The organism is Burkholderia sp. ZZQ-2, assembly GCF_050768715.1.
Taxonomy (GTDB): Bacteria; Pseudomonadota; Gammaproteobacteria; order Burkholderiales; family Burkholderiaceae; genus Burkholderia; species Burkholderia cepacia.
In genome coordinates, this window is record NZ_LDVA01000115.1 from 55,315 (window position 1) to 75,462 (window position 20,148).

Consider the following 20,148-nt stretch of genomic DNA (forward strand, 5'->3'; position numbering starts at 1 on the left):
TGTTACGCCGCGCGTCATGAAAAGACGTGGTGTCACGCGTCGGAAAACTCGGCCCACTGCCACGCGTCGGGTGCGGCCAGCAACGCGTCGACCAGCCGGAAATTCATCTCGTGGCTCGGCCGCAACGCGCTCACGCGCGCCAGCAGCGGCGCGCCGGCCATCGCGAGATCGCCGACCAGGTCGAGCACGCGGTGCCGGACGAATTCATCCGGCAAGCGCATCCCGCCCAGCACGCGGCTGCCGACGATGGACGCGGTGCACGACGGCCGCGCGCCGCGCAGGATCGGCACGCCGCGCAGATAGCCGGCGACGATCGCCGGCACGGCCCATTTCACGCGCCCGTACGAGCGCGACGGCGCGATTTCGGTTTCGAATGCGGCCGGCGTCAGCGCACCGTCCCAATGCATGTCGCCGAAGCCGCGCAGGTCGTTGCGCACGCTCAGTTCGTAACGCGGCGCCGGCTCGATCCGCATTTCGCGCCGCTGGTCACCCTCGCCGTCCGTGACGACGACGGGCCGCAGCACGCGGATGAAGCGTTTCGGCGCATCGAGCGCGACCCGGCCGCACGCGCGGATGGCATCCACCCACGGCGTAGCGCTGCCGTCGAGAATCGGCACTTCCTCGGCGTCGATCTCGACGATCGCGTGATCGATCTCGCATGCGAGCAGCGACGCGAGCAGATGCTCGATCGTGCGAACGCCGACGCCGTCGGCATTGCGCAGCATCGTGCAGAGCGGCTGGGCGCGGCGCAGCGCGGGATCGACCGGCAGCGTCGCGAGCGTGCGCCCCTGCGCGACGCGACGGAACACGATTCCCGTCACGCCGTCTTCCGGCCGCGCGGGCAGGATCCGTACACCCACCCGGCGCCCCGTGTGCAGCCCGTGACCGTCGATCGCCAGCGGACCTGCCAGCGTGCCCTGGCGCGTCGCCCAGCCGGACGGCGCGCTCATCGCGCGACCTCCAGCGTCGGGGACACCTGGCCCACCACGGGCGCCGGCCGCGTATCGAGCATCGCGCGCGCTTCGCCTTCGATCGCGTGCTTCGCGGCAAGCGCCGCGACCGCCTCCTGAGCGGCATCGGTCGCCGCCCCGGTGTCGGACGCATCGGCCGACGCGCCGATCGAATCGACGATGCGTCCGGCCAGCGTCGTCACCGACGCGCCCTCGGCAATCGCCATCACCGACAGCTTGACCTCGAACGCTTCCTCGACCGCCAGGCCGAGTTCCATCCCCATCAGCGAATCCATGCCCATGTCGAGCACCGACTTGTCGAGCGCGATGCGATCCGGCGTCATGTGCAGGATCCGCGCGATCTGCGCCTGCAGCGTCCGGGCAACCAGCGTGATCGCTTCGTCGCGCGGCAAGGCCAGCACTTCTTCCCGCAACTGCATGCCGCCGTCGCGCGCATCGCCACCCTTCGCATGCGATTGCAGCAGCGAATACCGGCGTGCCTTCGCGGCGGGCATCCCGCGCGCCACGGCATGCCAGTCGAGCCGGACCACGGCTTCGCCGGCCGCACCCGCGACCAGCGCGCGCTCGAGCGCGGCCATCGCCTCGTCGGACGTGATCGATGCACCGCCGATCCGCGACTGCAACGCCTCGCGCGTATCCGCGTGGCGCGCGAGGAAGCCGACGTCCTCGAGCGGGCCCCACGCCATGAACGTGCCGGGCAACCCGGCCGCGCGGCGATGTTCGACGAGCGCCTCGAGGAAGGTGTTGGCCGCGACGTAGTTCGACTGCCCCGGATTGCCGAGATAGGTCGTCGCCGACGAATAGACGACGAACAGGTCGAGCGGCAGCGCGCGTGTCGCGCGGTGCAGGTTCCACGCGCCGGCCACCTTCGGGGCGAGCACCGCGGCCATCCGCGCATCGTCGAGATTGCGCACGAGGCCGTCATCGATCGACATCGCGGAATGCAGCACGCCCTTGAGCGGGCTGCCGCGCCGCGCGATCGCGGCAATCATCGCATCGACCGCCGCGGCATCGGTCACATCGCACGAGACGACATCGACCGTGACGCCGAGCGTCGCGCGCCAGCGCTCGACCTCCTCGCGGGCCGCACCGGCAAGCTCGCCGGAACGGCTCGCCAGCGTCAGCCGGCGAGCGCCGCGCCCGACCATCCAGCGCGCACTCGCAAACCCGAGCCCGCCCGTGCCGCCGACCACCAGGTACGTGCCGTGCGGATCGAGCGTGAGCGAGCCCGCGCGCGTGACGCCGCGCGTCGGGGCCGGCGTGCCGGACGGATAGGTCACGAGTACCTTGCCGATCTGGCGCGCCTGCTGCATGTAGCGGAATGCATCTTCGGCCCGTTCAGCGGGGAACGCGCGATACGGCAGCGGATGCAGCACGCCCGCGGCGAACAGCGCCATCACTTCGCCGAACAGGCGTTCGGTCAGCTCCGGCAACGCACCCATCAACTGGTCGGCATCGATGCCGAAATAGCTGATGTTGTTGCGGAACGGCCGCAGCCCGATATGGCTGTTTTCGTAGAAATCGCGCTTGCCGAGCTCGAGGAATCGACCGAACGGACGCAGCGTGTCGATGCTGCGCACCATGGCCTCGCCGGCGAGCGAATTCAGCACGATGTCGATGCCCTGCCCGCCCGTCAGCACGCGAATGTCGTCGGCGAACGCGAGGCTGCGCGAATCGAGCACGTGGTCGGCACCGAGCAGGCGCACGAACTCGCGCTTCTCGTCGCTGCCGGCCGTCGCGAACACTTCCGCGCCGAAGTGGCGCGCAAGCTGGATCGCGGCGATCCCGACGCCGCCCGCGCCGCCGTGCACGAGCACGCGCTCGCCGCGACGCAGGCGCGCGAGTTCGACGAGCGCGTAATACGCGGTGAAGAACGTGGTCGGCACGGTCGCCGCTTCCTCGAACGTCAGACGCTCGGGTTTCAGCGCGATCGCTTGCGCGCGCGTCCTGACGCGCGTCGCGAACGAGGCCGGCGCGAAGCCGAGAATCGCATCGCCCGGCGCGAATGCCGTCACGGCGCCGCCCACCCGGACGACACGGCCGGACAGTTCCATGCCGATCGTCGCGCCCGCGAAACCGGTCTCGACCGCCTCATCGGACAAGAGCCCCATCGCATACATCACGTCGCGGAAATTGAGGCCGGTCGCAACCGGCTCGATCTCCACCTCGTCCGCGCCCAGCTCACTTTCCGGCAACGCGAACCATTCGAGATTGCGCAACGAGCCCGGTGCATCGAACGCGAGCACGGCCGCACGCGCGATCGCGCCGTCGCTGCGGGCCGCAGCCTGCGCGGCCGTCAGCATGCGCGGCACCAGACGCCCGTGTGCGCCCAGGACGACTTCTTCCTCGACTGCCGAGCCGGTCAGCTCGCGAATCAGTGCGTCGGAAATCCCGTCCACCGCGCGATCAACGTCGATCAGGCGGCACGCGAGTTCGGGATGCTCGTTCGCCAGCACCCGACCGAGGCCCCACAGCGTTGCCTGTTCCGGATGCGCATTCGCAGCCCCGGCGAACGGCGCGCCGCCGCGCGTGACGACGGTCAAGCGCGTGGCCGCGTTCGGCTGCCCGCCGAGCGCGCGGACGAGCGCGGCCAGCGCGATCGCGCCGTGACGCTGCGCAGCCATCAGGCCGTCGCCCGTCGCCGATTCGGCCAGCGGCGTTTCCGGTGCGCAGAACACCACGTGCGCCGGCTGCCCGGCCGGCAACGACGCGATCGCGTCGGCCGCATGCGTGATGTCCACGATGTCGGCCGGATAACCCGCGCGCGCCAGCGCATCGGCCAGCTGCCCGCCGAAACCGCCGGCCGCACCCGGCGCGTGCATCACGAGCCATTGTTCGTTGCGTGCGAGCGTGTCGAGATCGCTCGCGTCGCTGCCGCGCTGCGTGGCCGCGGTGCTCCTCGGGTTGCGCGCGATGACGAACGTCGGCGTACCGTCCAGATCGAGCGATTGCTCGACGTGCCGCACGACGTCGACGTAACCCGCGCGTGCGAGGGCTGCCTCGAGATCCGCCGGCGCCAGCGGCGCGGGGGCAGCGGCTTCCGTCGACGTTGCCTGCGAGGCGAACACGATGTCGGAGAAGCGGCCGTGGCGCAACTCGGCCAGCAGCAGCAGTCCGCCCGGCGCCAGCCACGACCGCATTGCATTCAGTGCATCGACCACATCATGACGGTCGCTCAGCGCGCGGTTCGCGACGATCAGGTCGTAAGGCCCGGCGTCATCGGCCGACAGCGACAGCCGCTCGCCCGACTGCAGTGCCACCGTGCGCACCGCCGCTTCCGCATCCGTGTCGAACCCGGCCAGCTGGCCGGCCGTCGCCGCGATCGTGTGGTCGCAGCGCGCGGCAGCGAGATGCATGCCGAGCGTCTGCAGCACGTCGCCGTCCGTCGCGCCCAGTTCGAGCACGCGTAGCCGGCGCGCCGGCTGCCATGCATCGACCGCCTGCTCGACGCTTGCGGTCAGCAACGCGTGCACGTGCTGCCACGTCGGCGACGCGGCAAGGAGCTGCTCGACCAAGCTGTGCCCGGTCGGCGACAGCAAGCGCGCGCCATCCTTCGCGCCGCCCAGCACGTCGGGCAACGCCGCGCCGCAATGCGCGAGCAGCGTCAGTTCGGCCACGTGCCCCGGCGATTCGGCCAGCAGCCCGCGCCACAGCTCGTCGAGCGGCGGCAACGCCGCGCACGCTGCGTCGTCGCGCACGAGCAGCGCGCCGTCGCGATGAGCGAGACCATCCTCGACCAGCATGTCGGCAAGACGCGCGGCCAGCGCCGCACGCCCGGCCGCCGGCTGCCACGTGCCGGCGAATGCGCCGAGCGCATCGAACGCGCGGAGCGCGTAGAGGCTCGCCAGCACGTCGAGCAGCGGCAGGATTTCGGTCAGATGCTGCGTCCGGCGGACGTCGTTACCGGTTGCGTCCAGCCGCGCGACGGCCTGCGCGAGCAACGCGTCGGGGGCCGGCAAACCGGCTGCATCGACGTCGCCGGGCAGCGGCATGTCTTCAAGGCGATAGACGAAGCGTGCAGGCAGGTTCTGCCGACGGCCGACGAGATCGACGCGCCGGAACCGGCAACCGCCGAGCCGCGCGACGATCGCGCCCCGCGCGTCGAGGAATTCGAAATGCGCGACGATCGAATGCGGGCTGTGCCGGTCGATCTGCACGAGCACCCGCTCGACCGTGTCGCCGCGCAGATAGTCGACCCGGCCGATCTGCACCGGCACGTAAGCCGGATGCTCGCCTTCGCGTGCGTGCGCCGCCAGCAAGGCGAACAGCGGATGAAACCCGCTGTCCATCAGCGCCGGATGCAGCAGATACGCGGACAAGGCCCGCGCATCGCCGCATGCGGCCGGCGCGGCGACGTCCGCCAGCGCCGCGCCGTCACTCGCGGCAACCCGCACGGTGCGAACCCAGCGGAACGCCGGCCCGTAGCCGAGGCCGATGGCCGCGGTGTTTGCGTACAGCGTGTCGCCGTCGGCTGCGGGCAGCGCGAGCAGACGATCGAGCGCGGCGGACGGCACGACGCTCGTATCGCCGAGCGCGTTGCCGCTTTCCAGCATCCGCCCGGTTACGTTCAGCGTCCACGCGCTGTCGGACATCCGGTCGCGCGTCTCGATCGTGAAGGTCGCGGTGCGCGGCTCGATCACGAGCCGGAACAGTTTCGCCTGCTGCGGCTGGAATACGACCGGCGTGCGGATCTCGACGTTTTCGAGCGCTGCATCCGGTGTATCGAAGAAGGTCCGTGCCGCGGCGAGGGCCATTTCCACGTAACCCGCGCCCGGGAACGCCACGCCGCCGTCGACGACGTGATCGGCCAGCATCGGCAGCTTCGCCGGATCGAGCTGGTTTTCCCACGCGAATGCGTGCTCATGCAGGCGATAACCGAGCAGCGGATGCTCGCGGCGGCGATTGACGAGACCATAGCCTTCGACGGTAGGCGTCAGCCAGAAGCGGTCGCGCTGCCACGGATAGAACGGCAACGCGGCGCGCGATTCGCCCGGCGCGAAGCGGTCGGGATCGACGCTCGCGCCGTGCGCGATCGCCGCGAGAATCGCTTGCCGCAGCGTCGCCGCGCTGCCGTGACCGCGCTTGAGCGTCGGCAGCGCCATGCCGGTTGCGCCGGCGGCCGTGAGCGCCTGCTTCACGTACGTACGCAGGATCGAATGCGGCGAAACCTCGACGAACAGGCGCACGCCCTGCTCGATCAGATGCGCGATGCCGTCGCCGAAGCGCACCGGCTCACGGATATTGCGCCACCAGTAGCGCGCATCGAGCTCGGTGCCGGCAAGCGCGCCGCCGGTCACGGTCGACACGTACGTGCCGTTGCCCAACTGCGGCCGCAGGCTCGCCAGTTCGGCCAGCACGACCGGTTCGATGCGATCCATGTGGCTGCTGTGGAATGCGTAGTCGAGATCCAGCATCTGGAAGAACTTGCCGCTGCCGCGCAGCGCCGCCTCCAGTGCCTGCAGACCCTGCAGCTCGCCCGCGAGCGTCACCGCGTCGGGGCTGTTGATGCCGGCGATCTCGACACGGCGCGCAAGCCCGTGGCGCGCGATCAGTTCGCGCGCCGCTGCATCGCCGATACCGACGGCCGCCATCCGGCCGCTGCCGCGCGTCATCGCCTGCGCGCGGCTGCGAATCTTGATCACGCGCACCGCGTCGGCGAGCGACAGCGCGCCCGTCACCCACGCCGCCGCAATCTCGCCGACGCTATGGCCGATCGCTGCGTCGTAACGCATCCCGTGCGCGTCGATCACGCGGATCATGCCGACCTGGATCGCGAACAGCAGCGGCTGCGCGTTCTCCGTCGCGGCGAGCCATTCGGCGCCCTGGCCGGCCAGCCATTCCGCGCTCGGGCCACCGCGCATCACGTCGACCAGCGACGGGCTGCCGTCGGCGCACCACAGCGCGTCGACTTCGTCGAGCGCCGCGCGGAAGACGGCGTTCTCGGCATAAAGCTCGTTGCCCATCCCGACCCACTGGCAGCCGTTGCCCGAGAAGACGAGCGCGGTGCGTGGCGTGTCGGCCGGGGCCTGGCCGGTCGCCACGCAGGCGGGCAACCCTTCCGGTGCCGGCTGGGCCAGCGCCGCGAGTGCCGCACGGCCTTCGGCCGCGTCGGCCGGCGCGACGATCGCGCGATGCTCGAGCCATTGGCGACGACGTGCGGCCGCGGCGGCAAGCGCCTGCCAGTCGCCGCCGTTGTCGAGCATCGACAGATAGCGGCCCGCGAGCGCACCGAGTGCATTCGCGCTGCGCGCGGTCAGGACGAGCGGAGACAACTGGGCGTGAGTCGGCTCGGGCGCGGCCGCCGACGTCTGGTTTGCAGCGGGCGCCTCGGTCAGCACGACGTGTGCGTTCGTCCCGCCGAAGCCGAACGAGTTGACGCCGACCGTCAGCGGCGCGTCGCCCGCGTCGAGCGGCATGAAGCGATCGACGACACGCAGACGCCCGCCGTCGAAATCGATGCCCGGATTGGGCGTGACGAAATGCAGCGAGCGCGGTACCGCGCGATGCTTCAGGCACAGCACGGCCTTCAGCAGCCCGGCCATACCGGATGCCGTTTCGAGGTGGCCGATGTTGGTCTTCACCGAACCGATGAGCAGCGGACGATCCACCGGGCGCTCGCCCGACACGACGTCGATCAGCGCACGCGCCTCGATCGGATCGCCGACCGCCGTGCCGGTGCCGTGCGCCTCGAGATACGCCAGGGACTGCGGATCGATGCCCGCGCGCGCGTAGACGCTGCGCAGCAGCGATGCTTGCGCGGCCGCGCCCGGCACGCTGATACCACCCGGCGAGTGGCCGACCGAGTTCACGCCGGAGCCGGCGATCACCGCATGGATCGTGTCGCCGTCGGCGAGCGCGCGATCGAGCGGCTTGAGCAGCACGAACGCGCCGCCTTCAGAGCGGACATAACCGTCGCCGGTTGCATCGAACGCGCGGCAACGGCCGCGCGGCGACAACATCGACGCCTTGGAGAAGCTGACGAAACCGAACGGGTGCAGCAGCAGGTTGACGCCGCCCGCGAGCGCCAGGTCGGCTTCGCCGGACTGCAGCGCCTTGACGGCCTGGTGGAGCGCGACGAGCGACGACGAGCAGGCCGTATCGACGGACATGCTCGGGCCGCGCAGGTCGAACAGGTAGGACACGCGGTTCGACGCGATACTCAGGGTGTTGCCGGTCGCCGAATACGGATCGATCACGTTCAGATCGTCCATGTTGCGGTTGCCGTAATCCATGCTGGCGGCGCCGACGAAGACGCCGCAGTTGCTGCCGCGCATGTCGGCCGGGCGCACGCCCGCGTCCTCGAACGCTTCCCATGCGAGTTCGAGCAGCAGGCGCTGCTGGGGATCCATCTGGGCCGCTTCGCGCGGGGAAATGCCGAAGAACGCGGCATCGAAGCCGGCGACGTTGTCGACGACGCCGGCCGAGAACGTGTAGCTCTTGCCCGGTTCGCGCTTGGACGGGTGCTGGTAGAAATCGGTGCCGAAGCGGTCGGCGGGGATTTCGGTCACTGCGTCGCGTTCGTCGCGCAGCAGTTGCCAGAAGCCGCCAAGATCGTTAGCGCCCCCGGGAAACCGACAAGCCACCCCAATTATTGCAATCTTACTGTTCATCTTTTATGTCGCTTTCTCGGATGCGCACGGTTGTTGCGTGCGGTTTCCGTCATCTTGTACCACATGCAGCAGTGCCGATCCGAGTTCCTCGGCCGCCAGATTTCGGCATTCGGGGGTATCTGCGCCGTAATTCCGCCAAATGAAGTAGTCGCTGTGTTGCGGATTAACGCCGAGCTTCTCGAAGACATGAGGCAAGGCGGGAACGTGGTCGCCGTAAAAACAAACGACTGTTTCACGATCGCTGGTGCGCAAATAATCGAGCAAGCGCCCGATCATTGCGTCTGCATTTTCAATGTGCCGTAAATATGCCGTCAAGTCGCGCCAAGAGGCGTCTTCGCCAAGAGTATGCCTCGAAGACGATTCACCAGGCAAAACCTGCTCGAGGTGCAGCGGGCCGTGGTTTTCCATCGTCATCGCGAAGATGAAACGCGGTTTCTCGCCCTCGCTTTCCAGCGCCGCGATCACTGCATCCAGCACAGCTGCATCGGAGATATACGGACCGGCACGCGACGCATCGACAAAGTATTCGATGTCGAGAAATGTGTTGAATCCGAGCAACGGAAAGACTCGATTGCGGCCAAAGAAGTCGCCGTAGTACGGATGAATCGCCAGCGTTTCGTAACCGCCACGACCAAACCAGCTTGCGATCGACGCGCACGCACGGCGCACGAACGCATACGGATAAAAGCGCGCATAGCCGAGGCGCTCGAACGGCAGGCCGGTCAGCATTGAAAATTCCGTGCGCATCGTATTTGCGCCCCATGCCGGTACCGAAAGCTCGCCGTAGCAAACTGCTTCGCGTCTTGCTCGATCAAATTGGGAAAGCATTGCAGGCGCAATTGCCGGTGAAATGCGTCGCACGTCGAACAGCGATTCGCTCTGGATCACGATGACGTCGGGGCGCTTCCCCGACTTACCGGCGACGAACGGCCCCGATTCGACCACGCGTCGGAAGGCTTCGAACGTCGCGGGCCGCATGCCGTTCAGCAAGTATGCGATGAAGACTGCGAAAAAACCGTGACGGCGCTGATCTTCCTTGGCATCGAGTGCCAATGGCAAGCGAGCGGCAAAGTATCGCGCCAGTAAGAATGTAAAGACGACAACGGCCGCCAACGCGAACGCCGGACGCGGCGTGATCGGCGCCTCGCCGAGATAGCCCGCGACGACGAGCACGATCCCTGCGCCAATCGCCACGACCTTGCCTGCGCTCAGGAACGGCAGATAGAGCCGCGGGTGCGAGAAAAGCTGGCTGAAGAGGCTGAGATCGGTAAAAACGAACGGTTCGCGCAGAGATTCGTACTTGGCGTTACTGACGACCGCGACGAGCCCGACCAGCGCGACCGCGACGGACGAAGAAAAGATCGGACGCGCGGTGACAAGCAACATCAGCGCCGCAAGGAACACGACGGAAAGCACGTGCAAGAGCAGCGCATCCGCGCGACGCCGCAACGGAGCACGCGGAACTGCGATCAGATCCGGCAGAAACGACACACCAGCCGCAACGGCGAACGGAGCCCAGATTGCGCCCGTCAATTTGCGTCTTCCTTGCCTGGCAGATACGAAAGCTTGTCGAGAATCGCATCGGCCAGTGCGACGGGCAGCACGGTCAGGATACGCATGCCGAACGCAAGCAGACCAGGGAACGCGATTTCCGCACGCCCGGCATCGAGCTTCCTGCGAATATATGCGGCGGCCTGCTCGGCAGTCCACATGAACGGCTTGTCGCCGGGAAAAACGTCGCTCATCGCGGTCTTTACAAAACCGGGCAGTACGATCGACGTCCTGATGCCGTCTCGAGCGAGCACCGGCCGCACCGAGTCGCCGTAGGCCTTCAGCGCGGCCTTGCTTGCGCAATACGCCGGCGAAATCGCCATTCCGCGCAGTGCCGCGAGCGAACTGACCATCGCGATGTGTCCGCAGCGACGCGTGCGCATGCGGGCGATCACCGGCAACACGGCATGCAGCGTTCCGTACAGGTTCGTATCGATCACGGCCGCGGTGCGTTCGAGCTCCTCCCAATCGCCAGCGTGTGTCAGCGTGCTCGCGACGCCCGCGTTCGCGATCAGCAGATCGATCGGATACGCATCGTCAAACGCGTCCAGCCAGGTGCGCATTGCGTCGGCATCGCACACGTCGACGCAACCGCATTCGACCGTCGCTCCGCGTGCGCGGCACGCTGCCGCCACGCCGTCGAGGCGGGTCGCATCGCGGCCGGTCAGCCCGATGACGATACCGGGTGCCGCAAAGCTCAGCGCAAGCGCGCGCCCGAGACCGGCACTTGCGCCGGTGACCACGACGTGATTTGCGCTACGCGAACGCATGGCTGACCTCCACGCTAACGGCCTCCAGACGCCGCACCGTACCCGCCACGGCCATGTCGATGCCGGTGTCCGTATAGAAATCACCGTTGATCTGAGTGTGATGGATGACGTAATCCAGGAAAACCTGAAATAGCGCCTCGTCCGGTCGCTCGGCATGCTCCCAGAAACTGTCGAGCCCGCCCTGCCACGCCAGCCCCGGGATGTCGTAGATCGCCACGCCCAATGCAATCAGCGGGCAATGGTGGTAAAGCGCCGACATGCCGGTCGTGCTGTTCACCACCACCACGCCACGCGTGTGGTCGAGCAGCGTCGGAAGATGGCCGGCGTCGATGAACGACACACGCTCCGCGATGCCGAGTGTGCATGCAAGCTGCCGGACGTGACTGCGATAATCGAACAGGCCCGTGTCGAGCGGATGATTCTTGATCAGCAGATCGTGTCCGTTCGGTGCGTGTCGCGCGAACGACTGCAGCACGAGGTCGATCGATTCGCGCACATTGTTGAACGGTGAATGATGGACGATCTGCGCGTCCGCATTGACCTGGAGCGGAAACAGGTAATAAGGGCGGTCAGCGAGCAGGCGACGTGTCACCTGAGTCGCCTCGCGCTCGAATAGCGGTTGCTTGATTGCACGTGCCGCCAATCCCGCATATTCGACGAATCCGTTGCGCGGACGATGGCTGCGGTAATTCGGGAAGCGCGCGCGATACAGCGTATTGGCCGCGCGATAGCGCATGTCGTGATATGCGCGGACGGCCAGCCGATACCCGGTCGCATGCCCAAGATCGCGCGGAGGCGTGACACTGCGCCGGTCCCGATACCACGCCGGATCGCGTGATAGCAGCGAACGACCATTGACGCCATGGCGTTCGAGCGTCAACCAGTGCGGACGAACATACCCTTCTTCGAATACGTGAACCGTCACGCCGTGATCGCGTGCAGCCGCATGCACGGGCCGGTGAATGGCCCGGCAGTCGCCGAACAGGATCACATCCGTCACTTCGCCCGTTCCGAGCAAACTCGCATACCATGCGGCAAGTTGCTCAGGATGCGCCACGTAATCACTGGCCATGCCACTTCCTGCATAAACCAGATCTCCCCCACAGAAATTGATTCTGCGAACACGATGGCCCCGGCTCCGCAGCGCATCGGCAAGCCGACTAAAGAACGGCGATGCCGTGCCCTGTAAAACCAGAAAAGAGCGTCGCATTATTAATAAGATTTTTCATTCTTCAATATTTTTACGAACGTGCTCGAGATAAACACCCCTATGCACAGGCCGTTAAGCCATCGTTCCCGCCCTTATTTTTACCCCGGATTTATAGGTGAACGATTGTATCGTTTTACAAGATATCCTTACAACCGCGAAGATTCGGAAGACGCCATATCGGATTGACGTTACCAAATGCCGTCACCGGGTCTGGCATCGGACGGACTCCCAATACCCGCAGGCTAGAGCTTCGCAAGCCAGTGCTGCATCAACATATAGAGTTTCTTGTGCATTGAAGCCCGATATTCCATATAAGTCGTCTGCGCCCACATTTTTACTTTCCCGGACTGCTGCATCAGCCGGTTTCGCTTCAACTTCCCCTGTCCGGCTGACTGCCGCTGTGCACGCAAGAGTGCGATCGCACGTTGTGCATCGATCACGGCACGTGAAACGGGATGGACATAACGCGGATAACGCAGCAGCGTGCCGACGATGAGTTCGTCGAGCGTCAACCGGCGGCGACGGCGCGACCAGACCGGATGCGAATCGGATGAGGCGCTGCCGCTTGCCGCGCGCTGCACATCGTGCGGCGCATTCCCGAAAACATCGTGCGTCAATCCCCAACCCGCATAGAACGGCGCCCCGTAACAAACGACGCGCTTGCCGCGCAGCAGTGCTTCGAAACCCGTCAGCGACGTCATCGTATGCACTTCGTCGGCCTGCTCGACGCATGCGATCACGTCGGACTCGGGCGCGACAATATCGGCGAGCCGCAGCGCGTCATTCGGCGCAATCGCCCCCTTGCGGTTGCCGCTGACGACATCGGGATGCGGCTTGAAAACGATCAATGCATCGGGATGCGCGGCCCGTACCGTCGCCAGCAGGTCGAGATTCGTCGAGATCCACGGCGAACCGGTGCGGATCGACGCGTCGTCTTCGACCTGGCCCGGCACCAGAATCACCTTTGCCGGCCGCGGCGACGGCAACGCGACACCGCCATCGCCGACGTTGTACTTGCCGATGCGTGCATCGACCAGCGCGGTGCGAACGGCGCGGGCCTGGGCAAACTCCGCATCCTCAAAGCCGCCGCTCTCAAGGATCGCTTCGAGTCGCGACGGCGTGCGTGGATCGAAATAGATGCCGAGATCGTCGACGACGAGCGACAGCGGCGCGATCAGGTTCGAACCGAGACCGACCGAGCGGATGAAGCCGTCTTCCATGCGCAGCACGGGCAAGCCCAGTTTCTGCGCGACTGCCGCGCTCTCGGGATGCCGCGCCCCCCACAGGACGACACGCCGCGATGCATCAGGCGGCAGCCGTCGCAGCGCATCGGGCGCATCGACGAAACGCACGCGTGCGCCGCCGTGCCTCAGAAACGGCGCTACCACGCTGCGTTTCCACCGGCTCAGCCCGACGCACACGAGCTCGCCCCGCGTCACTTCGTTCAACCGGCGTTGCTTCGCAAGATAGTTGATCACGTCGAAGATCGTGCCGCGCCTGCCGGTTTCCGGATCGACGTACCGACAATATTGCAGGTACGCGGCACCGAATAACTGGTGCAGCGTCGCACTGCCGCGGCGCGCCGCGACAACCGGAGCATCCCTGTGCCGGTCGTCGGTGAGCCCCCAGCCGGCATACCAAGGCAGGCCGAACGTCACGACCGGCTTGCCGCACAGTAGAGCCTCGAAGCCCATCTGGGAAGAGACGGCATAGACCTTGCCCACTCGCTTCAGCAACGACGGCGGGCTGACGTCGGCCGGCAGCAGACGCACGCGTGGGTCACTGAACGTTTCATCGACGAGATAGCCGGACTTCTTGCCGCACATCACGTCAGGATGCGTCTTGACCCAGACGGGTTTGCCCGGATTATCGGCGAGCGCGGCGGCGAGCATCGCACGGAACGACGTTTCGTCGGCACCGCCGAGGCTGACGGCAACATCGCCGCGCGTCTGGTCGATGACCAGCACTGCATCGTCACGCCAGTCGTCCGGGACGACAAAATCGGGCGCGTGGTTGTATTTGGACAGACCGTGGCTGACGATCAGCGTGATGGCGTTGCCAGCCTGGTCAGCCAACACCTCTGCACGATCTCCATCCTTCATGGCGGCATCCTGCACGAGCATCTCAAGGCGGGACGGCCGGCTGGCGTCATAGTAGATGCCCAGATCATCGATGACGATCGACAGGGCGGCATCGCCGAGCACGCCGAGCGAGACGGAGCGGAGGAAGCCGTCTTCGAGTCTCAACGTCCGCACCCCGGCAGCATCGGCCCAGCGCTCCGCACGCGCCCCGCTTTCCCGCTTCCCCCACCCGACGAAGCCGGTTGCTCGTCGCGCTCGCGGGCGCCAGCAAAGCATGACCCGCTCATCCATCAGGACTGAGCGGCGAAGCGTCCATAGCCCGACGCTCCAGACAGGAACGCCCCATTTCCCTTGACCGTTCACTGCGCCCCCTCGTGGTCCGACTTGCATGCCGCATCGTTCCCCTGGCTACACTGACCGGCCCACCCGATATCCTCGAGTAACGGCCCGAGGTGGCGCGCCAGATTTCGCGCATACGGCCAGCGTGCGTAATGGTGATCAGCACTCTTGCGGAGCCACGAGGCCTTCACGACGCCGTTATCGGCCAGCGCGAACGGACTCGAATCGAGATACGGTACGCCGATACCGGCGCAGAATGCCATGACACGAGCATTAAACTGCAAGGTCAATTCCGTCCGTTGCCGCTGTGTGGCATCGACCTGCTCGCGAATCCCCCCTCCTTTGCTTGCCAACTCGTCATCCAGCGTCGGCAACGGCGCACTCAGTACCACGACGCGCCCCCGCTTCGACAGATCGCCGATGTATTCACAGTAGTTGTTGACCGAACGATCAAATATTTCCGACAGGGCGTCGCCGCGCGTCTCCACGAGTCGCCAGAGCGAATACCCGGTATCCACTTCTCCAAGATTCACGATGACGAGATCGCGCGCGATCTCGTCAAGTGCAGTATCGAACCTGGACCACGCAGACGTGATCGAATGGCGGTTGACGATCCCGATCGCGGTCGCGCCCGGGACGTACTCGACCATGAATCTCGCATTCGGCAACACGAACCGAAACCACGCGTGTTCGAAAACGCGAACATGCGAATCGCCGATCACCAGGATATCGACCACCGGGCGGCGCATCATCCACGAGGCGGCCCATCGCCAGAGACGACGCGCTCGCGAAGGCTCTGAGCGCGCCATCATTGGGTAATCACGGCAGCGATCTCGCGAAGGCGATGAAACCACGTGTGATGATTCAGCACGTAGTCGGCGCCTGCGCGCGCACGCTCCAGGTCGATCGACGACGGGCCGCGCACGAGACGCGCAAAGAGGTCCTCTGCCTCCGCCGCATCGTGAACCTGATAACAGTAGTCGCGAAACAGTGCGTCGACTGCAGGCGATGGATTCGTTACCGCGATCCCGCCACAGCCGATGATCTCCACCAATCGACGAGAAAACATCGTCGGAGAGTTCTCAATCGTATTGACGTTGAGCGACACCAGATAGTCACGGAAGATCGACGCCGTTTCCGCATGCGACATCGCAGGAAGCACATCCATATCAGGAATTCTCGGAAACCGGTATTGAGGCCCCTTGCGGTGCGAATTCCTGTCGACAACCGTCAGACCAAGTCCGGTCCCGCTTGCAGCGCCGAACAGCATGTCCTGCCAGTACCGGCGACGTTCGTGCACATGGCTGCCATAGCTCCCAACAAAAGAGGCTCGGTGATACTTGAATTTGAACCCCTGGAAGCCGTGTGTCCGGGGCTGAATTGCGAACATCATGGTATTGACGCGCACGCTGCTTCCGAGCGCAGCCTGATATTTCGGCACGCAACCGGAATCGACCGTGAACACATAGTCGAACAGTTTGGCGCTCTCGACGAACCTGTCGAAATGCACGCCGTCTTCCTTGTTCCAGAACACCGTCGGAATGCCACGATCACGCGCAGCCGCAACCAGCCGCGCCAGCGCGACGTTGGTTCGCGACGGGTAGTCCGGATAAGACGCAATCTTGTACTTCCATTTCGCCTTTGGCCCCTCCCAGGCCGATTCGACGAGCAGGAAATCCGGCCGGCTCACCGGAAGGCGCCAGCGGTAATCGATCGGTCCAACCGGCACGACACACGCGTCGTACACGAGGCTGGCACTTGTCAGCGGATCCGCGACGAGCGCCACGGTCGGTTTCGGATGCGTCATCGCGCAACCACCTGCAGCCGAATGTCGCGGCAGGCTTCGATCCGACAATGCATGTTCAAGCGACACTCCAACACGAAACCACCACTCCGAAATTCAACTGACCGTCTTCCGTCTCAAGAGAAATCAGTCGATTTTGTTTACCACGATCAGGGACGACCATTTGTCGTGCGCTTCGCCATACTTCACGACGAGCGCAGGCACGAATCGACTCCCCTTGAAGATGTTCCGCACCGCCCCCGCGCTCAAGACGTCCTCTCCGGAGCGACGCTGCAGAAATTCCGCCAACCGATTCCGGAACTCCCCCCCCAGATCTGCCGAGATGTGGAAGGCGACCTTGCTACCCGCGTCAAGCGCGGCGCCGAGTTCCTTCAACCCCTTTGTCAGCACCCGCGAGACAATATCGGGATCCCTGCATTCGATGACGAATCCCGTCGCACTCGACGGAACATCCTCCAGCCCGATTTCCCTGTCAGCTGCCACGACGATCTTGGCCAGATCGCCCAGTTGTTCAGTGACCGCCTGCAACGCGTCGTCCATGTCCGCATGAGCAAACCACGCGATTTCGGCTTCCTTGATCCGCTTACTGCCCGCCTTCCTAGATTTTTCACCCGTATGGCCGGCAGGCGCCTCGATTACGTCGTTGTGCTCGGCGATATCCAAGTGCCGCTTCACCTTCGCATTCAGATCCGGATCGACGTCGTAGACCATCACCCTCGAGCGCCGGAAACCCAAACCTGTCTTGAAAACGTTGAGGCCGGCGCCGGCGTTGCCCTGATACAGATAGTTGATACCGCGAGCCCAGGGCATCGTTTCAATGATCACCCGCACAGCCTCGCTCATCAGCAGGTTCATGACGCCACTACTCAGGTGATCGTGATGGCCCAGAATGTGATTGATCTGCAGCACTTCGCCGTAGCAGAAAATCGTGATGTAGGCGCGAATCCTGCCTTCGAAAAATGCACCAAAGAATATTTCACGATGCCGCGGGCAAGTATGCTTCAGCAGAATGGATTGCGGACGCTGATAAAAATATTCCGGGATTTTTTTACCCTGGCGAATCTCGGTCGAAGTCCGAATCTCGAGAATGTCGTCCGGATAGTCGTCGGGATTGACTGCCCTGTATTCGTAGCCTAGCCGCCTGGCCTTCCGGATCATGTTCCGGGAGCTGTCACCGATGAACTTCAGATAATCGGCGTGCGATTTCGGAATGACCAGAAACGACGGGTTGCCGGTATAGGTCCTGGCGAAAAGCTGCCGACCGTCGACGTCGAAAAGGTGATCCTCGACACCATAGTATCGATTCGCTTTCTCCGCGTCGGCCATGTTGGAATGCCAGCGCTTGTTGTGATTGGCGCATCCGGCATCCGCGACACACGCCTCGCAAATCGAGAGCAGGTTGCCGTGGACCAACGGCAATCCGTCGTCATTTTCTCGCCACGTTTCCAAGCTCCTCACCGTGTAGGACTGCGCAATCAAACGCACCGTCGACGGCTTGCGATTACTCGTAAGATTGTTAATGAATATAGGGTACGCCCAGTTCCACGTACGCAGCCCGAATCGACGGCAAGAAAGACCGTCGATATCGATTGCAAAATCCAGCATTTCGTCGCGAACGGACGAATCGAGGTATCGGTAATAGCCGAAATCAGATTTCGAAATACCCGCTCGGTCAAGCGCCGCTGTATCCGGCTCAGTATCAAAATCGAATACTACGAGCGCGGCCCCTCGCTTTCCGGATGGATAATTTCCGACACAAGCTTGAATGAAAATATTGGTGAGTTTTGATCCGGCATCAAACCATACGACTTCCGATGTGAGAACAAGCGATTCCACTGTATATAGCGTGTCCCGTGTAATCAATCGCCGAAACATCTCTTTCATCAAAACCTCGCCGTCCAAGGAACAAACGTTTGCGTTGCTCCAGTATGCTTTCAAATATTGCCCATCGGACAGGGTGGAATTGGCCTCAACATCCGGATAAATACCACCAACTGCAGTCCAGACAGGTTTAAAATATTTTTCCCACGCGGCTCGGTTACGACTATCCTCAACGACAAAAAATCGTGAACCATACGACTTCTTTACAACAGACAACGCTTCGAAAAATCCCGGCCTCGAATCCGGATTGAGCGCGACCTGATTCCTTTTTGCCCCGATACCGCGCGAGGCCGCCAATCTCTCATCGACCAGACAATTCGTCAAGTCTGACAGCATGTTCATTGCGATCCCCGCCGCGCCATCAAGCGACGCGGCCAGACTCAACGCGGACATACCTTTCGACCCAACGCCACCGATACAGATTTCGGTAGCGGCCACCGTCAATTTCTCAGCAATGCCCTGCACAAAAGGCGACAGCGCGGCGAGCCAGCTTTCGTCGGGCCGCTGCAAACCTTCATGCGTCGACCATTGACTCAAATCAAGCTGTCGATGTGTATCCAGGATACACAGCATTGTGCCGCCGAGACGCGATTCGCCATCAGTCCCGTCTCGCGCGCCAATGATCGGCGCGATCTTGCAGAACGTTTCCTCCGAACAGACGAGAACCATCAGCTCTCGCTTTTCACCCGGGAGAAGCAGCGCCGAAAAGACTTTGCCGTCGACGACGTACTCGAATGCCGTCGGCTGATGCGTCGAGACCGCCCGTTCGTCGTCATATTGCCGAAGATTGCACCCGACCGGCGCCGAGAACGTCGTGGCTACCCTCGCTCCACCATCGCGTGCATCAGCTTCCAGCCAATATATTCCATCGCGCTCCGTCAATTCGAACGCAATCTCGCAGGCTGCGACATCGCTTTTTCTGTCGACGATTTCACCGTTTCTACGCAGCGTCACATTCAAGCCCGACGCAGGCAACGCGCTTCGAACCCGTGCCTGCAAAAGGCGACCGTCTTCCGCAATCTCCACACTCTCGAACACCGGTGCGTCCCGGTTTGAGATCTCCGACGTTACGATCAGGGACGAAGTAGGGAGCTCAGTGAAATCGTCCGCGCAGCGCTCGTATTGCTCCGCATCCACGCCGATCACGCGATCGAATTCGTGGAGCTGGCGTATGGTTTCCCGATAAAGTTCCGGGATGAAATGAAAAGGGGAAACACCCCAACGATGGTTGTCGTCGCCGACCAGCAAGTCCGTCGAATACGTCAGGAATTGCGCCTCCGCCAGATCGCGAGCGATGTAGTCATACATCCGCCCCAGCAACGCGTTGTTTTCGGCAACACCCCAGCTGAACTGCCGGCCAGCGAGTGTTCGCTCACCCCAGAACACCTTGTTGATCGCGATGTTGCGCTTGAGCCCCTTATCGCTCACATAGGACAGAAAGCGTGTCCATCCCTCGCGCCACCGATCCCAGAATTCGGCTCCGCCGGAGCGCACCGTCCTGCCCCGCTTGTATTCCTGTGCAAATCCGGCGCGAACGATCTCGTCGGACAGCGTACAGCAACGCCCGGTCGGATCGTCGACCCACAGATCGAAACGCTCATCGATGAGATCGACCAGAACGACGTCTGTCTCGTCGACAAGCGCGTCCCGGAAAAAGCGCTTCGTCAAATCGCGCTCGACGACCCTGCGCCCGAACGACGACGGAATGTCGGACACGCAGCGCGGAATGTCATCGAAAAACGGGACGGCGTTTAGCGACGCGAGTGACGAGCGCGCGTAGTAATCCGATAGCTCGATCGAGCCATCGGACACATACTCAAGCGCATCTCTTGATACACATGTACCCAGAATCAGCAGTTTCATCGTATTTTTTTACTTCCGGGACATTCAGCGTCCTGCTCGTCACCACACCCGACGGATCCCTCCGATGG

Annotated in this window: 9 protein-coding genes; all 9 read right to left on the reverse strand. The window is 64.1% G+C overall.

What is annotated here, in order from left to right:
• Positions 1–32 precede the first annotated feature (32 nt).
• Complete coding sequence (locus ABY44_RS06760; RefSeq protein WP_431641000.1) at positions 33–950, reverse strand: UDP-3-O-acyl N-acetylglycosamine deacetylase; 918 nt, start codon at positions 948–950, stop codon at positions 33–35.
• Positions 947–8,581, reverse strand: a complete 7,635-nt coding sequence (locus ABY44_RS06765) for a type I polyketide synthase (protein ID WP_431641001.1) — start codon at positions 8,579–8,581, stop codon at positions 947–949. The genes ABY44_RS06760 and ABY44_RS06765 overlap by 4 nt, the downstream gene beginning before the upstream one ends.
• 3 nt (positions 8,582–8,584) lie before the next feature.
• Entirely contained in the window at positions 8,585–10,114 is a 1,530-nt protein-coding gene (locus ABY44_RS06770) for an LTA synthase family protein (protein WP_124545995.1), read from the reverse strand.
• A complete protein-coding gene (locus ABY44_RS06775) occupies positions 10,111–10,902 on the reverse strand; it encodes an SDR family NAD(P)-dependent oxidoreductase (protein WP_431641002.1) in 792 nt (263 codons plus the stop codon). Before ABY44_RS06775 ends, ABY44_RS06770 begins: the two co-directional genes overlap by 4 nt.
• A complete protein-coding gene (locus tag ABY44_RS06780; protein ID WP_431641003.1) occupies positions 10,889–12,112 on the reverse strand; it encodes a capsule biosynthesis protein in 1,224 nt (407 codons plus the stop codon). The genes ABY44_RS06775 and ABY44_RS06780 overlap by 14 nt, the downstream gene beginning before the upstream one ends.
• Positions 12,113–12,354: 242 nt before the next feature.
• Positions 12,355–14,583 carry a capsular polysaccharide biosynthesis protein gene (locus ABY44_RS06785; protein WP_431641004.1) on the reverse strand — a complete coding sequence of 743 codons (2,229 nt, stop codon included), beginning with the start codon at positions 14,581–14,583 and terminating at the stop codon, positions 12,355–12,357.
• Positions 14,553–15,284, reverse strand: coding sequence for an SGNH/GDSL hydrolase family protein (locus ABY44_RS06790; protein WP_431641006.1), 732 nt, complete (start codon positions 15,282–15,284; stop codon positions 14,553–14,555). The genes ABY44_RS06785 and ABY44_RS06790 overlap by 31 nt, the downstream gene beginning before the upstream one ends.
• A 56-nt stretch (positions 15,285–15,340) precedes the next feature.
• The gene (locus tag ABY44_RS06795) at positions 15,341–16,339 is read right to left on the reverse strand and encodes a CgeB family protein (protein ID WP_431641007.1); all 999 of its coding nucleotides are present in this window, start codon (positions 16,337–16,339) and stop codon (positions 15,341–15,343) included.
• Positions 16,340–16,462: 123 nt separating this feature from the next.
• Complete coding sequence (locus ABY44_RS06800; protein WP_431641008.1) at positions 16,463–20,080, reverse strand: DUF6270 domain-containing protein; 3,618 nt, start codon at positions 20,078–20,080, stop codon at positions 16,463–16,465.
• Positions 20,081–20,148 lie beyond the last annotated feature (68 nt).